Below are 19,879 nucleotides of genomic sequence, written 5' to 3'. Positions count from 1 at the left end.
TTTACTCTTGTCCGGTACGGATCACAATCCATCCGGGTGTTTTTAAAACGCTTTAAAATCAGTTGGATAAAAAATTCATGTCCGGTTCGTGATGAAGGACACATTTTAGGCAGGGCAAAAAGGAGGCAGGGAAAAGGAGTTATTTCGCGTGCGAAGGAAGTTTGCTATACCATCGGTTCAGGATTGAAACGCCATCAGCACAACGGGAATTCTTCAAGGTATGAAAGACGCAGAGAACGAACAGGGGAAAGATAAACCAGCAGGAAGTCAGAGCCTGTTCCGTGGGTTACAGCTGATCGAAATCCTCAGCAATTACCCGAACGGCTGCCCGCTGGCGCATCTTTCTGAACTGGCGGAACTGAATAAAAGTACGGTTCACCGTTTACTTCAGGGGCTGCAATCCTGTGGTTATGTCACGCCTGCCCCGGCGGCAGGAAGTTATCGCTTAACCACCAAATTTATTTCTGTCGGCCAGAAGTCACTGTCTTCCCTGAATATTATCCATGTCGCCGCGCCGCATCTTGAAGCGCTGAATATCGCGACCGGGGAAACCGTTAATTTCTCCAGCCGTGAAGACGACCACGCCATTCTGATTTACAAGCTGGAACCGACTACCGGAATGCTGCGAACCCGCGCGTACATCGGCCAGCATATGCCGCTGTATTGTTCGGCGATGGGCAAAATTTACATGGCGTACGGGCATCAGGATTACGTGCCGGCTTACTGGGAGAGTCACAGCGAACAGATCCAGCCGCTGACCCGCAATACGATTGTCAGCCTGAAAGCGATGGATAAAGAGCTGGCGCAAATCCGCGAACAGGGCCTGGCGATGGACAGGGAAGAAAATGAGCTTGGCGTATCCTGTCTGGCGGTGCCGGTATTTGATATCCACCGGCGCGTGACCTATGCCGTCTCGATTTCACTCTCGACGGCAAAACTCGGTGTGATCGGCGAAGAAGCCCTGCTGAAACCGCTGAAAGAAACCGCGGCTGCGATTTCCGGCGAGCTTGGGCTGAAGGTGGGGTGAGATCACCCGTCCTGCGGCATTTCTTCCTGCCCGGCGCGGAACTGGCCGCGGGGCATGATATTTAACGTTTCATGCAGTTCTGACCAGACCAGCATGATGTCGCCGCTTTTCAGCTGGCGTTTCACGTCATCCACTTTTTGTTCAAGAGATCTTTCCTGCTCGCCGTAGTCGGTGCCTTCGCGTAAAACGAAAGATTCCACCACGCTGGTGAGCAGCTCTGCGTCCAGTTCCTGCCAGGGAATTATCACAACGTTATTTCCTTTGTTTTTTCTTCGGTCGGTTCAGTGATGGGTTTTGCTGCTGTTTCTAAGTGCGGCGCAATCCACGCCGGAATGCGCTGTTCCAGCCACATCTGCGGATTACGCAGGCTGCCGGATACGAAACCCACGTGGCCACCGTGTTCGGTCAGCTGGTATTCGACGCAATCCGGTAAATCCCCGGCTTTCGGGATCACGTCCGGTGTCATGAACGGATCGTCTTTCGCATGGATAATCAGCAGCGGGATCCTGACCTGCGCGAGTAACGGCATTCCGCTGCACTGGCGATAATAATCCAGTGCGTCGGCAAAACCGTGGGCCTTGGAGGTAATCGCATCGTCGAAATCGCGGATGCGGCGCATGGCCTTCAGCTGCGTCAGCGTGACGGGCAGGGTGCCGGGATATTTCGCCAGTTTCCGCGACGCATTTCCTTTGAGCTGATCGAGCAGGTAGCGCTGGTAAATCCGCGATGTGCCCTGTTCCAGCCGGTAAGCGCAAGGTTCGAGCATCAGCGGAGCCGACACCACGACGGCGGCGTTCAGCGTACAATTTTCGCCTTCCTGCCCGAGATAACACGCCAGCATATTGCCGCCGAGCGAAACGCCCACAGCCCCGGTCGGCACTTCGCCGTAGGTTTCATTCAGCCAGCGAATGAAAAAGCGGGCGTCTTCGGTTTCGCCGGAATGATAAATACGCTGAAGTTTATTGGGTTCGCCGCTGCATCCGCGAAAATGCATGACCACACCGAGCCAGCCGCGTTCTTTCCACGCCTGTAATAATCCGTGAGCATACGGGCTGTAAAAACTGCCTTCCAGCCCGTGAAACAGGATCATGCGGGGCTTATGGCGCGCCTGTTGCGGGTCCTCGCTCCAGGCTAAATCCAGAAAATCGCCGTCCGGCGTGTCCAGCCGTTGCCAGTGAGGTTTGAGTTTCGCATTGCGCCGGACCAGCCGCGGAAGCAGCGTCTGGATATGCGGATTGCTGGCCCCGCGCAGGGGGCGAAAGGATTCATACATAAGATGAATAAATTTCTCTTAAGAGGCTCTTGTGCGATCAATATCACGCTGTTAGCTTCAATGCTATCGCACATCTTTCGGGTCGGAGAACCCAAATTAAATGGAACTTGGTTTATTTTTATCGATGCTTGGATTTTTATGGGTCGCCGCTATCACTCCTGGCCCGAATAATATGTTGTTAACCACGTCAGGCGCTAACTTCGGTTTCTTCAGATCACTCTGGCTGATGGTCGGCATTATGCTCGGCATGCAAAGCATTTTGCTGCTGGTGGCGTTCGGCGTCGGCGGGCTGATTACTGTTTATCCTGCGCTGCACCTTTTCCTCAAAATCGCCGGGAGCCTGTATCTGCTGTGGCTGGCGTGGAAAATTGCAACGTCTGCGTATGAAACGCTGGAAACCGGCGCGCCGCCGCCGAAGCCGATTCGTTTGTATCAGGGGTGGTTGCTGCAATTTCTGAATCCGAAAGCCTGGCTGATGGGACTCGGCGCTGTCGCCAGTTTCAGTCTCGCCGGTGCGTCCTATAACCACTCGATTGCCGGGATCAGCCTGGGAATGTTTATGGTAAATCTGGTTTCCGGGATTATCTGGCTGGGCTTTGGCACCGTGATTGGCCGTCTGCTGCGCAGTAAGCGCGCGTGGTACACCTTTAACATCGCGATGGGGATCCTGACCGCCGCCTGTGTGTTGCTGATCTGGCACTGACAAAAAAGCCCGCCTCTGACTGAAAGCGGGCTTTTTATTTCCAGCTGTAGATTATTTGAAGCCGTCGGTTTTCATCAGGTTATCCAGTACACCCATTTCGGTATCCAGTTCAAGCTGGTCGTTTTCCAGCAGCCGCTGATGCTGCTGATCAAACATGCTGCGGATATCTTTCAGGGTTTGCAGCGTTCGCTCACCCGTTTTCACATCGCTGGCCTGCTGACGTCGTAAATTCAGATCTTTATCAATGAAGGTATTCACGGCGGGCATATACCGCTGGAAGAAACGGGTAGCCGGCGCTACGTCTTTCGGGTCTTCCTGCATGCACGTCTGAATACGGCGTGCTGATAACGCAATTTCAGCGATCTCATGACGTAATTCCGGTGGGAAATCGGTCAGCGCAGACTTATTTTCCAGCTGCGCAATTTCTTGATCAAACGCTCTTGCAGGGATGTACGGTTTTGATTTTCTGACCGGCTTATCATCCATCCAGATTTGATGCGACGTGTTCGCCTGTAAGCTTTCGGTTTTTACCGATGCTCTGGTGCGTAACGGCATGGGTTTCACGATATCCATCGGCGCAGTGACAGGTATGTGGCTCTGTTTTTCGATTTTGCGTAAATGTATTACCGCGCCGATAACGACAATGACAAACGCGGCATAGAAAACGGTATAAGGCGCGAAGCTGAAGAAATCTACATAAGCGAATAGGCCGATGATCCACGGGAGGAACATTCCGGTCAGGGATAAACGGAATTGGGTGAGTAAACTGAGCAGCATTGCCGTGGTGGCCATCCAGAAGGGGATTGCCAGCATATCGCCAGTGAAAGCCCAGAGAAGGCCCACCAGACAGCTGTAATACAGACTCAGACGGTCATAGAGAAATGTATGAAATAACAGAATGAAAGACATCCACACCAGAACGGAAGAGGCACCGCTCAGATCCTTCCTGGCGATGCTGTCCGCTACGTTGAGATATTCACCGGATGTCGCTTTCCCATAGATAATGCCCGCAATGATTAACAGAAAATGGATGAATATTCGTGCGCCCCGGGATTGCTGGTAGACGGAGCTGATCGCATCAGTATTGTGATTTATTGGCCTCATGACTGCGCTGTTGCCTTAATCTGTGGGTTATTCTCCGCCGCAATTGACGCCAGTTTAGTCCGCAGTTCCTGTTCCATTGTACACAGTTCTTTCTCCACTTCTGCACGGCGTGCGCGGGCATTGCTGGCGATATTCATCGTGTCTTCGAGGGTACTCAGCAAACGCCCCTGAACATCGCGCAGGGTTTCGACGTCAACAATAGAACGTTCAACTTCCGTCGCGGTTTCGATGCTGCCGGTTTGCAGCAATTCTGCATTGCGGCGCAACATAGCGTTAGTGGTATCGGCGACTTCTTTTTGCAGTTTCGCGGCCTGACGCTGTGAGTTCAGCGACAACGCCAGCACGATCTGGCTTTTCCAGACCGGAATGGTGGTGAGAATGCTGCTCTGGATTTTTTCTGCCAGCGACTGGCTGTTGCTTTGCATCAGGCGGATTTGTGGCGCGGTCTGGATGGACATGGTTCGCGTCAGCATCAGGTCACTCAGGCGGCGCTCGAAGCGCTGGATCCCTTCGAGCAAGTCACGCACGTTCTGGGCGTCCATGGCATCACCGGAAACCAGAGCTTTTGCCTGTGCCGCAGGAATGGCCTCAGACTGGATCTGCTCAATCTTCTTTTTACCCGCCATGATATGCAGGCTGATGTCTTTGAAATATTCGCGGTTGCGGATGAAAAGCTGTTCAAGCGTGGCGATATTACGTAGCAACTCCGTGATGGTGTCCTGCAATTTTTCGGAAAGTGTATCGACCTGCCGGGCCAGCGTCTGGTATTCCAAAAGCGTGCGCTCAACTTTATTAAACAACTTGCCGAGCAGCGGAACAGATTCCAGCAGGCCTTTTTTCTGGTCGAAAACGGTCAGGTCAATGCCTTTCACTTTGCTCAGTAAATCCGTGAGCTGCGCGCCCACTTCGCCCGCATCTTTGGCGCGGACTTCCTGCATCAGGGATTCATTAAACCGTGACATGGCATTCAGGGTTTTTGCGCCATAGGCAATCGAAATGACCGGATCGGTGATATCGATTTGCGCCGCAATTTCGTCTATTTTTTGCTGTTCTTCGGCGCTGATGGCGGGAATTTGTGTGTCCGGCGCGGCGGTCAGGTCGGTTGCCAGTTGTGTGGATAAAACAGGTTCTTCCAATGGCCGGGAAATAGGGGTATCCGTCACGTCATCATCCTTTTAAATTCAGGCGGGTTTCGATTAAGGAATCGAAGAGATGGACGAATTCTAACGCGCAAAACCAGTGACTGCCAGTGAACCGGGCATGAGAAAGGGAACCGCCTTATCCGGAAAGGATAAAGGCGGTTTTACAGCAAACTCAGCTTTCTATATCAAACGCTTTTGACATCTCTTCCAGCTGTTCCTGCGCATCGAGCCAGGTCATTTCGGTTTCATCCAGCGCGCCTTTCACTTTGGTCTGCTGTTGCAGACATTCGGTAAGATCGGCTTTACGGCTGATGTCGTAAATTGCCGAATCAGCCAGACGCTCTTCGATTGTCGCCAGTTCGGTGGTCAGTTTTTCCATCTGCGCTTCGAGTTTGGTGATTTGCTTACGCAGCGGCTGAGTCTGGTTGCGGAAATCGGCTTCGCGGCGCTTCTGATCTTTACGCGACTGCGCGCTGTTCACGCCACCGTCTTTGGCCGGTGCATCCTGCTGGCTTTCCTGACGCTGAACATCCACCAGCCATTGCTGATAATCTTCCAGATCGCCGTCGAACTGTTCCACTTTGCCGCCGTGAACCAGATACAAATCGTCAGTAGTCGAACGCAGTAAGTGACGGTCATGCGAGACAACAACCATCGCGCCTTCGAAGTCGATTAACGCTTCGGTCAGCGCCTGACGCATATCGAGATCCAGGTGGTTGGTCGGTTCATCGAGCAACAGCAGGTTAGGGCGCTGCCAGACGATGAGTGCCAGCACCAGACGCGCCTTTTCGCCGCCGGAGAAACGCCCGGTCGGATCCGTCACTTTGTCGCCGTGGAAACCAAATCCGCCCAGATAATCACGCAACTGTTGTTCCGTTTCGCGTGCGGCGAGGCGGGTCAGATGTTGCAGCGGCGATTCGTCGGCACGCAAAAACTCCAGCTGATGCTGGGCGAAGTATCCGAGTTTCACGCCTTTCGCCAGGCCGATGTCGCCCTGAAGCGGCGGCATGGTACCGGCGAGCAGTTTAATCAGCGTCGATTTACCCGCGCCATTACGGCCTAACAGGCCGATACGCGAGCCCGGCACCAGATTCAGTTTGATGGAATCCAGAATGGTGGTGTCGCCGTAGCCTGCGCTGACTTTTTCCATGCGCAGCAGCGGATCGGGTAAACTTTCCGGCGAGCGGAAGCTAAAATGAAAAGGATTGTCGACGTGCGCCGGCGCAATCAGTTCCATGCGCTCCAGCATTTTGATGCGGCTCTGCGCTTGTTTGGCTTTAGTGGCCTGAGCACGGAAACGGTCGATGTAACTTTGCAGATGCGCCACTTTTTCCTGCTGACTTTCAAACAATGCCTGCTGTTGCGACAATTTGGTCGCACGCTGACGTTCGAAAGACGAGTAGTTGCCGGTGTATTCGTTCAGCGATTGCTGTTCGATATGCAGAATTTTATCGACAATCGGATCCAGGAAATCGCGGTCATGAGAAATCAGAACCAGCGTCCCGGTATAGCCTTTCAGCCACTTTTCCAGCCAGATGACGGCGTCTAAATCCAGGTGGTTGGTCGGTTCATCCAGCAGCAGTAAATCAGAACGACAAATCAGCGCCTGCGCCAGATTCAGACGCATACGCCAGCCACCGGAGAAGGATTTTACCGGCTGCTGTAACTGATTCTGGCTAAAGCCCAGACCGCTCAGCAGGCTGGCCGCGCGCGCCGGGATCGTCCAGGCATTAATCGCATCGAGCTTGCCGTGCAGTGTGGCGATAGCGTGGCCATCATCACGCTCATTGGCGTGCTGTAATTCGGATTCTAACTGACGAAATTCGCGGTCGCCGTCGATAACATACTCTATCGCCGGCTCGTCGAGTGCCGGTGTTTCCTGATTGACCCAGGCCAGCGCCCAGTTACCCGGAAAAGTCAGGTTGCCGGCGTCGGCGCTCATTTCACTTTTCAGCAGTGAAATCAGGGTGGATTTACCGCAGCCATTTTTGCCCACCAGTCCGACTTTCTGGCCGGGATTGATGGTCGCAGACGCGTTGTCCAGCAGCACATTGGTGCCGCGTCGGATTTGTAAGGAGGAGAAAACAATCATAAAGCGCCGTGTTGAGAGTATGTTAAATTGTCATGATAATGATTTAAACAAGACGTATCGCGTCCCATTTAGTCTTTGCGAAGCATGGTAACGGAAAAACCGCACCCTGACGACGCTTTGGAGGTATTGATGTCGCAGCCACCAAAGGTTTTGCTGCTTTACGCTCACCCGGAATCACCCGATTCGGTCGCCAACCGCGTTTTACTGCAACAAGCCCGGCAGCTCGAACATGTCACCGTGCATGATTTGTACGCCCACTATCCTGATTTCTTTATTGATATTCATCGCGAGCAGCAATTGTTGCGCGAGCACAAGGTGATCGTTTTCCAGCATCCTCTTTATACCTACAGTTGCCCGGCGTTGCTGAAAGAGTGGATGGATCGCGTTCTGGCGCGTGGTTTTGCCAGCGGGGCAGGCGGGAATGCGCTGAACGGAAAATACTGGCGTTCGGTTGTGACCACCGGCGAACCGGAAGGGGCGTATAAGGCGGGCGGATATAACCGTTATCCGATGTCCGACATTATGCGTCCGTTCGAGCTGACGTCGGCGATGTGCCATATGCACTGGATGACGCCGATTATCATTTACTGGGCGCGCCGTCAGAAACCTGATGTGCTGCAAAGTCATGCCGAAGCGTATGGCGAATGGCTGAAATCCCCGCTGCCGAACGGAGGGATTGCCTGATGGACGGTTCAAATTTACCCGCCGCGATCCTGCTTTTTTTATTTGCGGCCGTGGTGGCGGTTCCCGTTGCCCAGCGTTTAGGAATTGGCGCGGTGCTCGGCTATTTGCTGGCCGGGATCGCCATCGGCCCGTGGGGTTTGGGTTTCATCCGCGACGTCGATGAAATTCTGCATTTCTCCGAGCTGGGCGTCGTGTTCCTGATGTTTATCATCGGGCTGGAGCTGAATCCGGGAAAACTGTGGGAGCTGCGGCGGCAAATTTTTGGCGTCGGCGCCGGGCAGGTGATTCTGACCGCGCTGGTGCTGGGCGGTTTATTGTGGCTGACGAAATTCTCCTGGCAGGCGGCGGTGATCGGCGGCATCGGGCTGGCGATGTCATCAACGGCGATGGCGTTGCAGCTGATGCGCGACAAGGGCATGACGCGTAATGAAGGCGGTCAGCTGGGTTTTGCCGTGCTGCTGTTTCAGGATATCGCGGTAATCCCGGCTTTGGCGCTGATCCCCATTCTGGCGGGCGGCTCAGAAGGCAGTAATAACTGGGAAATGATCGGCCTGAAAGTGCTGGCTTTTGGCGGCATGTTAATCGGCGGCCGCTATCTGCTGCGGCCGATTTTCCGGCTGATTGTGGCTTCTGGCGTCCGCGAAGTCTTTACGGCGGCGGCGCTTCTCGTGGTGCTCGGCTCTGCGTTGTTTATGGATACGCTGGGCTTTTCGATGGCGCTCGGAACGTTCATCGCCGGTATTTTACTGGCCGAAAGTGAATATCAGCACGAACTGGAAATCGCGATAGAGCCATTTAAGGGTTTACTGCTCGGGCTGTTCTTTATTTCCGTCGGCATGGCGCTCAATCTCGGCGTGCTTTACACCCATATTCTGCTGGTGCTGGCGGGCGTCATTATTCTCGTGACTGTCAAAGGCGCTGTGCTTTACGCGCTTTCGCGGATATTCGGATTGCGGACGTCGGTCCGGTTGCAGTTTTCTGCCGTTCTCAGCCAGGGCGGCGAGTTTGCCTTCGTGCTGTTCTCGGCGGCCGGGGCGCAGAAAGTCATTTCCTCTTCGCAACTTTCGCTGTTGCTGGTGGTGGTGACGTTATCAATGATGACCACGCCGCTGCTGATGCAGTGGGTGGACCGCATTCTGGTCCGCCGCTACAACGACGGTGAAGAAAGCGATGAAAAACACTTTGTGCAGGATGATGAACCGCAGGTGATTATTGTCGGGTTCGGGCGTTTCGGGCAGGTGATTGGCCGTTTGCTGATGGCGAACAAAATGCGGATTACCGTGCTGGAGCGCGATATCAGCGCCGTCGGCCTGATGCGGACTTACGGCTACAAAGTGTATTACGGCGATGCGACTGAACTGGAATTGCTCAGGGCGTCTGGCGCGGAAAAAGCGAAGTCGATCGTGATCACCTGCGATGAGCCGGAAGATACGATGACCATCGTGCATCTGTGCCAGCAGCATTTTCCGCATCTGAATATTCTGGCCCGCGCCCGGGGGCGTGTTGAAGCGCATGAGTTGTTGCAGGCCGGTGTGGCGAATTTCTCCCGCGAGACGTTTTCCAGTGCGCTGGAATTAGGGAAAAAGGCGCTTGTAACACTGGGCATGCATCCGCACAGCGCCTACCGTGCCCAGCAGCATTTTCGCCGTCTTGATATGCGGATGCTGCGTGAACTGGTGCCGCAAAACCGCGGCGACGTGGCGCAGATTTCCCGCGTGAAAGAAGCGCGGCGTGAGCTGGAAGACATCTTCCAGAGCGAAATGCACAACGAACGGCGTCAGCTTGACGGCTGGGACGATGATGAATAGTCCGGCAGACGAAAATTTTTTGTGCCGTCTGAATGAAAAATGACCGGAAGCAATGTCGAAAATTTCAGGAGAATTAACATGGCGTCTACCCGTAAACGTTTCATCGCTGGTGCGGTGTGCCCGAAATGTAAGGCGATGGATACACTGGCTTTATGGCAGGAAGATCAGGTCGAAGTGGTGGAGTGCGTAAAATGCGGACACCATCAGCGGCAGACCGACGCGCAGGTCAGTAAGAAGCTGCGCCCGGAAGAGCAGGTGATTGGTATTTTCGATCCGAAGTAGCGTTATCGCTCGCGTTTTTTTATGCTGTTAAGTACAGAGACGCGGATTTCCGCTACACTCTTCGCCAAATTTATCCGGCGGTGATTTTCAGGATGATCTCATCCAAAAGACGCCGTCACTGAATTAGCCTTAAGCGAAGTAGCGATCGTTCCCGAAACGTTCGCAGACAACAAATTGAGTATCCAACGGTAGGAGTTATCATGAAAGTAGCAAAAGACCTGGTCATCAGTGTGGCATATCAGGTACGTACAGAAGACGGTGTGTTGGTTGACGAATCTCCGGTGAGCGCACCGTTGGATTACCTGCACGGCCATGGTTCCCTGATCTCCGGTCTGGAAACTGCACTTGATGGTCATGCTGTTGGTGATGTGTTCGATGTGCATGTAGGCGCAAACGACGCTTACGGCAACTACGATGAAAACCTGGTTCAGCGCGTACCGAAAGACGTCTTCATGGGCGTTGACGAGCTGGAAGTAGGCATGCGTTTCCTGGCTGATACCGATCAGGGCCCGGTTCCTGTCGAAATCACTGAAGTTGACGGCGACCACGTTGTGGTTGACGGTAACCACATGCTGGCGGGTCAGGATCTGAACTTCCACGTTGAAGTGGTTGCTATCCGTGAAGCGACTGAAGAAGAACTGGCTCACGGCCACGTTCACGGCGAACACGGCCATGACCATGGTCACGACCATGAACACGGTGACGGTTGCTGCGGCGGCCACGGTCACAGCCATGATCACGACCACGACCATGACCACGGTAAGAAAGGTGGTTGCGGCGGTAACGGCGGCTGCGGTTGCCACTGATCGTTCTGTCCGCAGAGCGGTTAAAAACAAAAGGCGCCTTCAGGCGCCTTTTTGCTGCATGCCATAGCCCAAATCAGTAATGCGGCGGCGGCGTTTCTTCCGACTGATCGGCAATCATTGACGGCTGGCTGGCGCGCAGTTTGTCTGTCAGCAGGCGCAGGTGATCGTGCAATCTGCTCATTTCCAGCTGGTGCTGCGTCACAATCAAATTCAGTTCTTCGATGGTGATTTCCTGAAAAGCCAGTTTGTTTTCCAGCATCTCCAGACGTTGTTCCACGGTATTTGAGTCCATCATCATTCCCTCATTGTGCGTCCCAAGCCTCTCAGATTGAGCGCTGACCGGAACCTCATTCTGTATTGTAGACCGGCGATTCTACCCGTAAACCTGCCTGATTGCCTGACCTGCGGCGCTTTATCTGTCCGTCCTGATAATTTTAGGAAACTAATTGATGCAAAAAAGGTCGGAATAAGACGCTAATGGCGTGTATAGAGATTGTTTTGTCGTGAGACGGACAGTTATAGTAACCGCCGAACTTTCGTAATTATTACCAGAGGTCACATACTTCTGGTCTTGGAGAAATGGATGAAATCACTGTTTAAAGTAACTCTGCTGGCAACCACCATGGCGATCGCCCTGAATGCCACTCAGGTTATGGCTGCTGAAGCCACAGCACCGGCCGCTGCTGCCCCTGCGCCAGCCGCTGCAGCTGCACCGGCAGCAACAGATAAGACCAAGTTCAAAAGTGATGACGAGCAGGCAGCGTATGCACTGGGTGCATCTCTGGGCCGTTACATGGACAATTCACTGAAAGAACAAGAAAAACTGGGCATCAAACTGGATAAAGACCAGCTGATCGCCGGTGTTCAGGACGCGTTTGCTAACAAAAGCAAACTGTCTGACCAGGAAATCGAGCAAACTCTGCAAACCTTCGAAGGCCGTGTGAAAGCATCTGCACAGGCTAAAATGGAGCAGGACGCTAAAGCTAACGCTGAAAAAGGCGACAAATTCCGTGCTGACTTCGCCAAAGAAAAAGGCGTGAAGAAAACTGAATCTGGTCTGCTGTATCAGGTAGAGAAACCAGGTACCGGCGCAGCGCCGAAAGACAGCGATACCGTTGTTGTTAACTACAAAGGCACCCTGACCGACGGGACTGAGTTCGATAACTCTTATACTCGTGGCGAGCCGCTCTCCTTCCGTCTTGACGGTGTTATCCCAGGCTGGACCGAAGGCCTGAAACACATCAAGAAAGGCGGCAAAATCAAGCTGGTTATCCCAGCAGAGCTGGCTTATGGCAAAACTGGCGTCCCGGGGATCCCGGCTAACTCCACTCTGGTGTTCGATGTTGAACTGCTGGACGTGAAAGCAGCGCCAAAAGCTGATCCTAAAGCCGCTGAGAAACCTGCTGAAGCAGAAGCTGCGCCGAAAGCTAACTAAGCTGCCGCACAGTTGCTGCATAAAACCGTCGCTTAACGCGGCGGTTTTTTTTCGTCAGTAACTTTTATTTGAACCAGCCCCTCATTTTATTGCGGTTACTCTATGATGATAACTTGACGCTTTTGTCTGCCCGGCATAACGTCACAGATCCATATACTCGCAAGGCCGTTTTTTCTGTACTTTTGATACAGTAACGACCCTGGAACGATGAATAATGCGCTCTGACTCCCGTTGGAAGGCGCGATATAGAGGGTGGTAGCTTCGATGTCTAATTCGCTTATAACTGGCGAAACCGGCGATCTGGATTTGCTGGACCAACGTCCTTTCAGCCAGGTCGACCATGAAATCTTGTCTTCATACGAGGCCGTGGTGGACGGACTTGCAATGCTGATTGGTGAGCACTGCGAAATTGTGCTGCATTCACTGGAAGACCTGAAATGCTCTGCGGTTCGCATCGCCAATGGCGAACATACCGGCCGCAAAATCGGCTCACCGATTACGGATCTCGCGCTGCGCATGTTGCATGACATGACCGGCGCTGACAGCAATGTCTCCAAAGCTTATTTCACCCGTGCGAAAAGCGGTGTGCTGATGAAGTCGGTGACTATCGCCATCCGCAACCGTGAGCAGCGTGTCATCGGGCTGCTGTGCATCAACATGAACCTTGATGTGCCTTTCTCGCAGATCATTCAGACCTTCATGCCGCCGGAAACGCAGGAAGTCGCTTCTTCGGTGAACTTCGCGTCGTCGGTTGACGATCTGGTCGCTCAGACGCTGGAATTCACTATTGAAGAAGTGAATGCGGACCGCAATGTTTCTAACAATGCGAAGAACCGTCAGGTTGTGCTGAATCTTTATGAAAAAGGTATCTTTGATATTAAAGATGCCATTAATCAGGTGGCCGATCGTCTGAATATTTCCAAGCACACTGTGTATCTTTATATCCGACAGTTTAAAAGTGGTGACCTGGTGGGGAACGAACGTTGAAGCTCCGCTACTGCCTTTTGGTAACTGGTCCGGCGTATGGAACTCAGCAAGCCAGTGCGGCGTATCAGTTCGCACTGGCGCTCATTGCCAGCGGGCATCAGCTCGACAGCGTTTTTTTCTATCGTGAAGGCGTACTGAATGGCAACCTGCTTTCTGCTCCAGCCTCCGATGAATTCGATTTAGTGAGATCCTGGCAGCGAATGGCCGCCGATCATCAGGTGGCACTGAATGTTTGTGTTGCTGCTGCTTTGCGTCGCGGTGTGATTGACGAAACGGAAGCCGATAATCAGGGGCACGGTCAGACTAACCTGCAACCGGGTTTCCATCTGACCGGCCTGGGCAGTCTTGCTGAAGCTTCGCTGACCTGCGATCGTATGGTTCAGTTCTGATGTGCTATTGCAGAGAACAATAATGAAGAAGGTTGCGTTTATATTCACGCAGGGACCGCACGGTTCTTCCGCCGGGCGCGAAGGTCTCGATGCGCTGCTTGCCACCTCAGCACTGACCGAAGATATTGGCGTCTTTTTTATGGCAGACGGTGTTTTTCAGCTGATGCCTGCGCAGCAGCCTGAAAAAATTCTGGCCCGTAATTATATCGCCACGTTCGGTGTACTGCCCCTTTATGATGTTGACCAGTGCTTTGTCTGCACAGAGTCGCTGAAGGCTCGCGGTTTATCTGCCGGGCATGAATGGGTGCTGGACGTTGAGCCGCTGTCTGTGGCTGAAATCCGCGGCCGGCTGGCCAGTTACGATGTGGTGATGACGTTTTAGATCAGGAAATCCTATGCTTTTTACCCTTTCCAATTCCCCGCAACATTGTGATTTTTCATTGCTTCTTAAGATGGTTGCATCGGATGACGCGCTTTTGCTGATGCAGGATGGCGTACTCGCGGCGATCCATGACAGTGAAGCCTGTGGACTGCTGAGCCAGCTTGTTCAGTCAGTGTATGTATTAAGCGAAGATCTGGCTGCACGAGGATTGGTTGGTCAAATTTCGCACAAAATCACCCTGATCGACTATACTGGTTTCGTTGCGCTGACTGAGAAGCATGCCCAGCAAACGGCATGGTGAATCAACGATGTGCTGTATATTTCTTGACACCCTCTTAGGTCAGCCCTAAAATTCTGCGTCCCCATATTAGCTAATGCTTTTTATGGGGCGATTTATCACGCGTTTACAAAGTAGTTTATGAACCAAAATCCAGGAGCTTTTTAATGGCAACAATTAATCAGCTGGTACGCAAACCACGCTCTACGAAGGTTGCTAAAAGCAACGTTCCAGCGCTGGAAGCTTGCCCGCAGAAACGTGGCGTATGTACTCGTGTATATACTACCACCCCTAAAAAACCAAACTCCGCACTGCGTAAAGTATGCCGTGTGCGTTTGACTAACGGTTTTGAAGTTACCTCCTACATCGGCGGTGAAGGTCATAACCTTCAGGAACACTCCGTGATCCTGATCCGTGGCGGTCGTGTAAAAGACTTGCCAGGTGTGCGTTATCACACCGTCCGTGGCGCACTGGACTGTTCAGGCGTTAAGGATCGTAAGCAATCTCGTTCTAAATACGGCGTTAAAAAGCCGAAGTCTTAATGGTTCTCCGTTAAGTAAGGCCAAACATTTTCACTTTACTGTCAAAATAAACTCTTAGAGTTTTGGACAATCCTGAATTAACAACGGAGTATTTCCATGCCACGTCGTCGCGTCATTGGTCAACGTAAAATCCTGCCAGATCCTAAGTTCGGATCCGAACTGCTGGCAAAATTCGTAAACATTCTGATGGTAGATGGTAAAAAATCTACTGCAGAAGCAATCGTCTACACTGCTCTTGAGACCCTGGCTCAACGTAGCGGTAAAGGCCACCTGGAAGCTTTCGAAGTCGCTCTGGACAACGTTCGTCCGACTGTCGAAGTTAAGTCCCGCCGCGTAGGTGGTTCTACTTATCAGGTTCCAGTTGAAGTCCGTCCGGTTCGTCGTAATGCTCTGGCAATGCGTTGGATCGTTGAAGCTGCTCGTAAACGCGGTGATAAATCCATGGCTCTCCGCCTGGCGAACGAACTTTCTGATGCTGCAGAGAACAAAGGTACTGCAGTTAAGAAACGTGAAGACGTTCACCGTATGGCTGAAGCCAACAAGGCGTTCGCCCACTACCGCTGGTAATCACTTCGCAGTAGTTATGCTAACCAAGCGGGCGCTTCAAGAAGCCAACCCGCTTGGGTTAACCGAACTTGAACGTCCTAGTAATAGAGGAATCAAATGGCTCGTAAAACACCCATTGAGCGCTACCGTAACATTGGTATCAGTGCTCACATCGACGCCGGTAAGACAACTACTACCGAACGTGTTCTGTTCTACACCGGTGTAAACCACAAAATCGGTGAAGTTCATGACGGCGCTGCAACCATGGACTGGATGGAGCAGGAGCAGGAACGTGGTATTACCATCACGTCCGCTGCAACTACCTGTTTCTGGTCTGGTATGGCTAAGCAGTTCGAACCACACCACATCAACATCATCGACACCCCAGGGCACGTTGACTTCACCATCGAAGTTGAACGTTCCATGCGTGTTCTTGATGGCGCGGTAATGGTTTACTGTGCTGTTGGTGGTGTTCAGCCACAGTCTGAGACCGTATGGCGTCAGGCAAACAAATATAAAGTTCCACGTATCGCGTTCGTTAACAAAATGGACCGTATGGGTGCTAACTTCCTGAAAGTTGTTGATCAGATTGAAAAACGTCTGGGCGCGACTCCGGTGCCACTGCAACTGGCAATCGGCGCGGAAGAAAAATTCACCGGTGTTGTTGACCTGGTGAAAATGAAAGCTATCAACTGGAACGAAGCTGATCAGGGCGTTACCTTCGAATACGAAGAAATCCCTGCAAATATGCAAGAACTGGCTGAAGAATGGCGTCAGAAACTCGTTGAAGCCGCTGCTGAAGGCTCGGATGAGCTGATGGAGAAATTCTTTGGTGGCGAAGAGCTGACTGAAGAAGAGATCAAAACTTCTCTGCGTAAGCGCGTTCTGAACAACGAAATCATCCTGGTTACCTGTGGTTCTGCGTTTAAAAACAAAGGCGTGCAGGCAATGCTGGATGCTGTTGTTGAGTATCTGCCAGCACCAACTGACGTTGAAGCTATCAACGGTCTGTTGGACGACGGTAAAGACACTCCGGCAGTTCGCCATTCTGACGATTCTGAGCCGTTCTCTGCTCTGGCGTTCAAAATTGCTACTGACCCATTCGTGGGTAACTTGACGTTCTTCCGTGTTTATTCCGGTCTCGTCAACTCAGGTGACACTGTATTTAACCCAGTGAAATCTCAGCGCGAACGTCTGGGTCGTATCGTTCAGATGCACGCTAACAAGCGTGAAGAGATCAAAGAAGTTCGTGCAGGCGATATCGCTGCAGCGATCGGTCTGAAAGACGTGACTACTGGTGATACCCTGTGTGATCCGGATAACGTGATCATTCTGGAGCGCATGGAATTCCCTGAGCCGGTAATCTCCGTTGCTGTAGAACCGAAAACCAAAGCTGACCAGGAAAAAATGGGTCTGGCTCTGGGCCGTCTGGCAAAAGAAGACCCATCATTCCGCGTTTGGACTGATGAAGAGTCTGGTCAGACAATCATCGCAGGTATGGGTGAACTTCACCTGGATATCCTGGTTGACCGTATGCGTCGTGAGTTTAACGTTGAAGCTAACGTCGGTAAGCCGCAGGTTGCTTACCGTGAAGCAATCCGCGCTAAAGTTACTGATGTTGAAGGTAAACACGCTAAGCAGTCTGGTGGTCGTGGTCAGTACGGTCACGTTGTGATCGACATGTACCCATTAGAACCTGGCTCGAATCCGAAAGGGTATGAGTTTGTCAACGAAATCAAGGGTGGTGTAATTCCTGGCGAATTCATCTCCGCGATTGACAAAGGCATCCAGGAACAGCTGAAGTCTGGTCCACTGGCGGGTTACCCGGTAGTAGACCTGGGCGTGCGTCTGCACTTCGGTTCTTACCATGACGTTGACTCCTCCGAGCTGGCGTTTAAACTGGCCGCTTCTATCGCCTTCAAAGATGGCTTTAAGAAAGCGAAACCAGTTCTGCTTGAGCCGATCATGAAGGTTGAAGTAGAAACGCCTGAAGAGAACACTGGTGACGTCATCGGTGACCTTAGCCGTCGTCGTGGTATGCTGAAAGGCCAAGAATCTAACGCTACTGGTGTTGTGATTCATGCCGAAGTTCCGCTTTCCGAAATGTTCGGTTATGCGACTCAGCTGCGTTCACTGACCAAAGGCCGTGCATCTTACTCCATGGAATTCCTGAAGTATGATGATGCGCCAAATAACGTGGCCCTGGCCGTTATTGAAGCTCGTGGCAAATAAGCCACTGGTTTAAACACAATGATCCCGTGCTCTCTCTTTGAAGGGAGAGCACAAGAGTAAGGAATATAGCCGTGTCTAAAGAAAAATTTGAACGTACAAAACCGCACGTTAACGTTGGTACTATCGGCCACGTTGACCACGGTAAAACTACCCTGACTGCAGCAATCACTACCGTTCTGGCTAAAACCTACGGCGGTTCTGCACGCGCATTCGACCAGATCGATAACGCACCAGAAGAAAAAGCTCGTGGTATCACCATCAACACTTCACACGTTGAATATGACACCCCAAGCCGTCATTACGCGCACGTTGACTGCCCAGGGCACGCCGACTATGTGAAAAACATGATCACCGGTGCTGCTCAGATGGACGGCGCGATCCTGGTTGTTGCTGCAACTGACGGCCCTATGCCTCAGACGCGTGAGCACATCCTGCTGGGTCGTCAGGTTGGCGTTCCTTACATCATCGTGTTCCTGAACAAATGTGACATGGTTGATGACGAAGAGCTGCTGGAACTGGTAGAAATGGAAGTTCGTGAACTTCTGTCTATGTACGACTTCCCAGGCGATGACACTCCGGTTGTTCGCGGTTCAGCGCTGAAAGCACTGGAAGGCGATGCAGACTACGAAGCAAAAATCATTGAACTGGCTGGCTTCCTGGATTCTTACATCCCAGAACCAGAACGTGCAATTGACAAGCCATTCCTGCTGCCAATCGAAGACGTATTCTCCATCTCCGGTCGTGGTACAGTTGTAACCGGTCGTGTAGAGCGCGGTATCGTTAAAGTCGGCGAAGAAGTTGAAATTGTAGGTATCAAAGATACCGTGAAATCAACTTGTACTGGCGTTGAAATGTTCCGCAAACTGCTGGACGAAGGCCGTGCAGGCGAGAACGTTGGTGTTCTGCTGCGTGGTATCAAACGTGAAGATATCGAACGTGGTCAAGTTCTGGCTAAACCAGGCTCAATCAAACCACACACCCAGTTCGAATCTGAAGTTTATATTCTGAGCAAAGATGAAGGTGGTCGTCATACTCCATTCTTCAAAGGCTACCGTCCACAGTTCTACTTCCGTACAACTGACGTGACCGGTACCATCGAACTGCCAGAAGGCGTTGAAATGGTAATGCCAGGCGACAACATCAAAATGGTTGTTACCTTGATCCACCCAATCGCGATGGATGACGGTCTGCGTTTCGCAATCCGTGAAGGCGGCCGTACTGTAGGCGCTGGTGTTGTTGCTAAAGTTATCGCTTAATCGCTGATAATCAAGAGCAAAAAAAGGGTGCCTCGGCACCCTTTTTTATTTTCTAAATTTTGTGACAGAAAAGGGATAAACAGGATTTGCAATAATAACCATTCTCATTTACAGTTAATCTAAGATTTAGACGAAGTGTGGTTTATATGTACGTGTGTTTATGTAACTCAGTCAGTGATAAAACGATCAGACAGGCCGTCAGGAGTTACCAGCCACAAACTTTTCAACAGCTCAGAAATTTTGTTCCAGTAGGAACACAGTGTGGCAAATGTGTGCGGGCTGCACGACAGATAATGGAAGATGAATTACAACAAATCCCAGAGTTCAAAAACATCGCGTAAAAATACTTCGTTAAAAAGTGTGCCTTTTTTTTGACTTACTCTGTACCGGATCTACGCTTTAGATACCGGAACGGAGGAGTTACCTATGAAAGGCGATAAAAAAGTCATTGCTCATCTCAACAAACTTCTTGGAAATGAGCTGGTTGCTATTAACCAGTATTTCCTGCACGCCCGAATGTTCAAAAACTGGGGCTTAATGCGCCTGAATGGTATCGAATATCATGAGTCTATCGACGAAATGAAACATGCCGATATTTACATTGAACGCATACTTTTCCTCGAAGGCATCCCAAACCTGCAAGATCTCGGAAAGCTTAACATTGGCGAAGATGTTGAAGAAATGCTGAAGTCAGATTTAGTACTTGAACTTGATGGGGCCAAAGACCTGAGAGAAGGGATTGCTTACGCTGATTCAGTCCATGATTATGTCAGCCGGGATTTAATGATCACTATTCTTGCAGACGAAGAACATCATATTGACTGGCTTGAAACTGAGATCGAATTGATCGGCCGTATTGGGTTACAAAACTACATCCAGTCCCAGCTCAAAGAAGCATCTCAATAGCAGTAC

Annotated in this window: 23 protein-coding genes; 17 read left to right on the top strand and 6 right to left on the bottom strand. The window is 51.7% G+C overall.

Features of this window, described 5'->3' with window-relative positions:
- The first annotated feature begins 220 nt into the window (after nucleotides 1–220).
- Nucleotides 221–1,027 carry an IclR family transcriptional regulator gene (locus IV433_RS14465; RefSeq protein WP_195814722.1) on the top strand — a complete coding sequence of 269 codons (807 nt, stop codon included), beginning with the start codon at nucleotides 221–223 and terminating at the stop codon, nucleotides 1,025–1,027.
- 2 nt (nucleotides 1,028–1,029) lie between these two features.
- Here the strand turns inward: IV433_RS14465 and IV433_RS14460 are convergent, their stop codons facing one another.
- Together IV433_RS14460 and IV433_RS14455 are read right to left on the bottom strand one after the other, a co-directional pair.
- Nucleotides 1,030–1,275, bottom strand: a complete 246-nt coding sequence (locus IV433_RS14460; RefSeq protein WP_195814721.1) for a YheU family protein — start codon at nucleotides 1,273–1,275, stop codon at nucleotides 1,030–1,032.
- Complete coding sequence (locus IV433_RS14455) at nucleotides 1,272–2,300, bottom strand: hydrolase (protein ID WP_195814720.1); 1,029 nt, start codon at nucleotides 2,298–2,300, stop codon at nucleotides 1,272–1,274. Before IV433_RS14455 ends, IV433_RS14460 begins: the two co-directional genes overlap by 4 nt.
- Nucleotides 2,301–2,400: 100 nt before the next feature.
- On the opposite strand from IV433_RS14455, the gene IV433_RS14450 reads away from it, so the two are divergent.
- The gene (locus tag IV433_RS14450) at nucleotides 2,401–3,003 is read left to right on the top strand and encodes a LysE family translocator (RefSeq protein WP_195814719.1); all 603 of its coding nucleotides are present in this window, start codon (nucleotides 2,401–2,403) and stop codon (nucleotides 3,001–3,003) included.
- 51 nt (nucleotides 3,004–3,054) lie between these two features.
- On the opposite strand, the gene IV433_RS14445 is transcribed toward IV433_RS14450, so the two are convergent.
- The 3 genes from IV433_RS14445 to IV433_RS14435 form a co-directional block, all read right to left on the bottom strand.
- Nucleotides 3,055–4,107: a 5-bromo-4-chloroindolyl phosphate hydrolysis family protein gene (locus IV433_RS14445; protein WP_195814718.1), complete on the bottom strand. Its 1,053-nt coding sequence runs from the start codon at nucleotides 4,105–4,107 to the stop codon at nucleotides 3,055–3,057.
- A complete protein-coding gene (locus IV433_RS14440; protein WP_370530263.1) occupies nucleotides 4,104–5,270 on the bottom strand; it encodes a toxic anion resistance protein in 1,167 nt (388 codons plus the stop codon). The genes IV433_RS14445 and IV433_RS14440 overlap by 4 nt, the downstream gene beginning before the upstream one ends.
- 151 nt (nucleotides 5,271–5,421) lie before the next feature.
- Nucleotides 5,422–7,341 carry an ABC transporter ATP-binding protein gene (locus IV433_RS14435; RefSeq protein WP_195814717.1) on the bottom strand — a complete coding sequence of 640 codons (1,920 nt, stop codon included), beginning with the start codon at nucleotides 7,339–7,341 and terminating at the stop codon, nucleotides 5,422–5,424.
- Between the two features lie 129 nt (nucleotides 7,342–7,470).
- Here IV433_RS14435 and kefG point away from each other — a divergent pair, with 129 nt between their 5' ends.
- The 4 genes from kefG to slyD all read left to right on the top strand — a co-directional run bounded on the left by kefG (nucleotide 7,471) and on the right by slyD (nucleotide 10,921).
- Nucleotides 7,471–8,025: a glutathione-regulated potassium-efflux system ancillary protein KefG gene (gene kefG / locus IV433_RS14430; protein WP_195814716.1), complete on the top strand. Its 555-nt coding sequence runs from the start codon at nucleotides 7,471–7,473 to the stop codon at nucleotides 8,023–8,025.
- Nucleotides 8,025–9,833: a glutathione-regulated potassium-efflux system protein KefB gene (gene kefB / locus IV433_RS14425; protein WP_195814715.1), complete on the top strand. Its 1,809-nt coding sequence runs from the start codon at nucleotides 8,025–8,027 to the stop codon at nucleotides 9,831–9,833. Before kefG ends, kefB begins: the two co-directional genes overlap by 1 nt.
- A 78-nt stretch (nucleotides 9,834–9,911) precedes the next feature.
- Nucleotides 9,912–10,115, top strand: a complete 204-nt coding sequence (locus IV433_RS14420) for a YheV family putative zinc ribbon protein (RefSeq protein WP_104923594.1) — start codon at nucleotides 9,912–9,914, stop codon at nucleotides 10,113–10,115.
- 200 nt (nucleotides 10,116–10,315) lie between these two features.
- Nucleotides 10,316–10,921 (top strand): peptidylprolyl isomerase, encoded by a 606-nt coding sequence (gene slyD, locus IV433_RS14415; protein ID WP_195814714.1) that lies wholly within the window; start codon nucleotides 10,316–10,318, stop codon nucleotides 10,919–10,921.
- Nucleotides 10,922–10,994: 73 nt separating this feature from the next.
- Here the strand turns inward: slyD and IV433_RS14410 are convergent, their stop codons facing one another.
- On the bottom strand, nucleotides 10,995–11,213 hold the full coding sequence (locus IV433_RS14410; RefSeq protein ID WP_112288598.1) for a protein SlyX: 219 nt from the start codon (nucleotides 11,211–11,213) through the stop codon (nucleotides 10,995–10,997).
- A 291-nt stretch (nucleotides 11,214–11,504) separates the two neighbouring features.
- Between IV433_RS14410 and fkpA the strand changes: the two genes are divergently transcribed.
- The 11 genes from fkpA (at nucleotide 11,505) to bfr (ending at nucleotide 19,873) form a co-directional block, all read left to right on the top strand.
- A complete protein-coding gene (fkpA, locus tag IV433_RS14405) occupies nucleotides 11,505–12,356 on the top strand; it encodes an FKBP-type peptidyl-prolyl cis-trans isomerase (protein WP_195814713.1) in 852 nt (283 codons plus the stop codon).
- Nucleotides 12,357–12,620: 264 nt separating this feature from the next.
- Nucleotides 12,621–13,343: a helix-turn-helix transcriptional regulator gene (locus IV433_RS14400; RefSeq protein ID WP_165061123.1), complete on the top strand. Its 723-nt coding sequence runs from the start codon at nucleotides 12,621–12,623 to the stop codon at nucleotides 13,341–13,343.
- Nucleotides 13,340–13,732, top strand: coding sequence for a sulfurtransferase complex subunit TusD (tusD, locus tag IV433_RS14395; protein ID WP_195814712.1), 393 nt, complete (start codon nucleotides 13,340–13,342; stop codon nucleotides 13,730–13,732). The genes IV433_RS14400 and tusD overlap by 4 nt, the downstream gene beginning before the upstream one ends.
- 22 nt (nucleotides 13,733–13,754) lie before the next feature.
- On the top strand, nucleotides 13,755–14,114 hold the full coding sequence (gene tusC, locus IV433_RS14390) for a sulfurtransferase complex subunit TusC (RefSeq protein WP_195814711.1): 360 nt from the start codon (nucleotides 13,755–13,757) through the stop codon (nucleotides 14,112–14,114).
- A 13-nt stretch (nucleotides 14,115–14,127) separates the two neighbouring features.
- Entirely contained in the window at nucleotides 14,128–14,415 is a 288-nt protein-coding gene (tusB, locus tag IV433_RS14385) for a sulfurtransferase complex subunit TusB (protein WP_195814710.1), read from the top strand.
- A 143-nt stretch (nucleotides 14,416–14,558) separates the two neighbouring features.
- A complete protein-coding gene (gene rpsL, locus IV433_RS14380) occupies nucleotides 14,559–14,933 on the top strand; it encodes a 30S ribosomal protein S12 (RefSeq protein WP_013573668.1) in 375 nt (124 codons plus the stop codon).
- Between the two features lie 96 nt (nucleotides 14,934–15,029).
- The gene (gene rpsG, locus IV433_RS14375; RefSeq protein WP_005969574.1) at nucleotides 15,030–15,500 is read left to right on the top strand and encodes a 30S ribosomal protein S7; all 471 of its coding nucleotides are present in this window, start codon (nucleotides 15,030–15,032) and stop codon (nucleotides 15,498–15,500) included.
- A 96-nt stretch (nucleotides 15,501–15,596) separates the two neighbouring features.
- Nucleotides 15,597–17,711 (top strand): elongation factor G, encoded by a 2,115-nt coding sequence (gene fusA / locus IV433_RS14370; RefSeq protein WP_195814709.1) that lies wholly within the window; start codon nucleotides 15,597–15,599, stop codon nucleotides 17,709–17,711.
- A gap of 71 nt (nucleotides 17,712–17,782) precedes the next feature.
- Nucleotides 17,783–18,967, top strand: coding sequence for an elongation factor Tu (gene tuf / locus IV433_RS14365; protein WP_165061132.1), 1,185 nt, complete (start codon nucleotides 17,783–17,785; stop codon nucleotides 18,965–18,967).
- Nucleotides 18,968–19,113: 146 nt separating this feature from the next.
- The gene (bfd, locus tag IV433_RS14360) at nucleotides 19,114–19,308 is read left to right on the top strand and encodes a bacterioferritin-associated ferredoxin (RefSeq protein ID WP_195814708.1); all 195 of its coding nucleotides are present in this window, start codon (nucleotides 19,114–19,116) and stop codon (nucleotides 19,306–19,308) included.
- A gap of 85 nt (nucleotides 19,309–19,393) precedes the next feature.
- On the top strand, nucleotides 19,394–19,873 hold the full coding sequence (gene bfr, locus IV433_RS14355; protein WP_101080138.1) for a bacterioferritin: 480 nt from the start codon (nucleotides 19,394–19,396) through the stop codon (nucleotides 19,871–19,873).
- Nucleotides 19,874–19,879 lie beyond the last annotated feature (6 nt).

It is taken from the genome of Rahnella laticis, from assembly GCF_015644585.1.
In the GTDB taxonomy this organism is placed as follows: domain Bacteria; phylum Pseudomonadota; class Gammaproteobacteria; order Enterobacterales; family Enterobacteriaceae; genus Rahnella; species Rahnella laticis.
The sequence above is the reverse complement of the archived record's forward strand: the minus strand, read 5'-3'. Positions and strand labels throughout refer to the sequence as shown.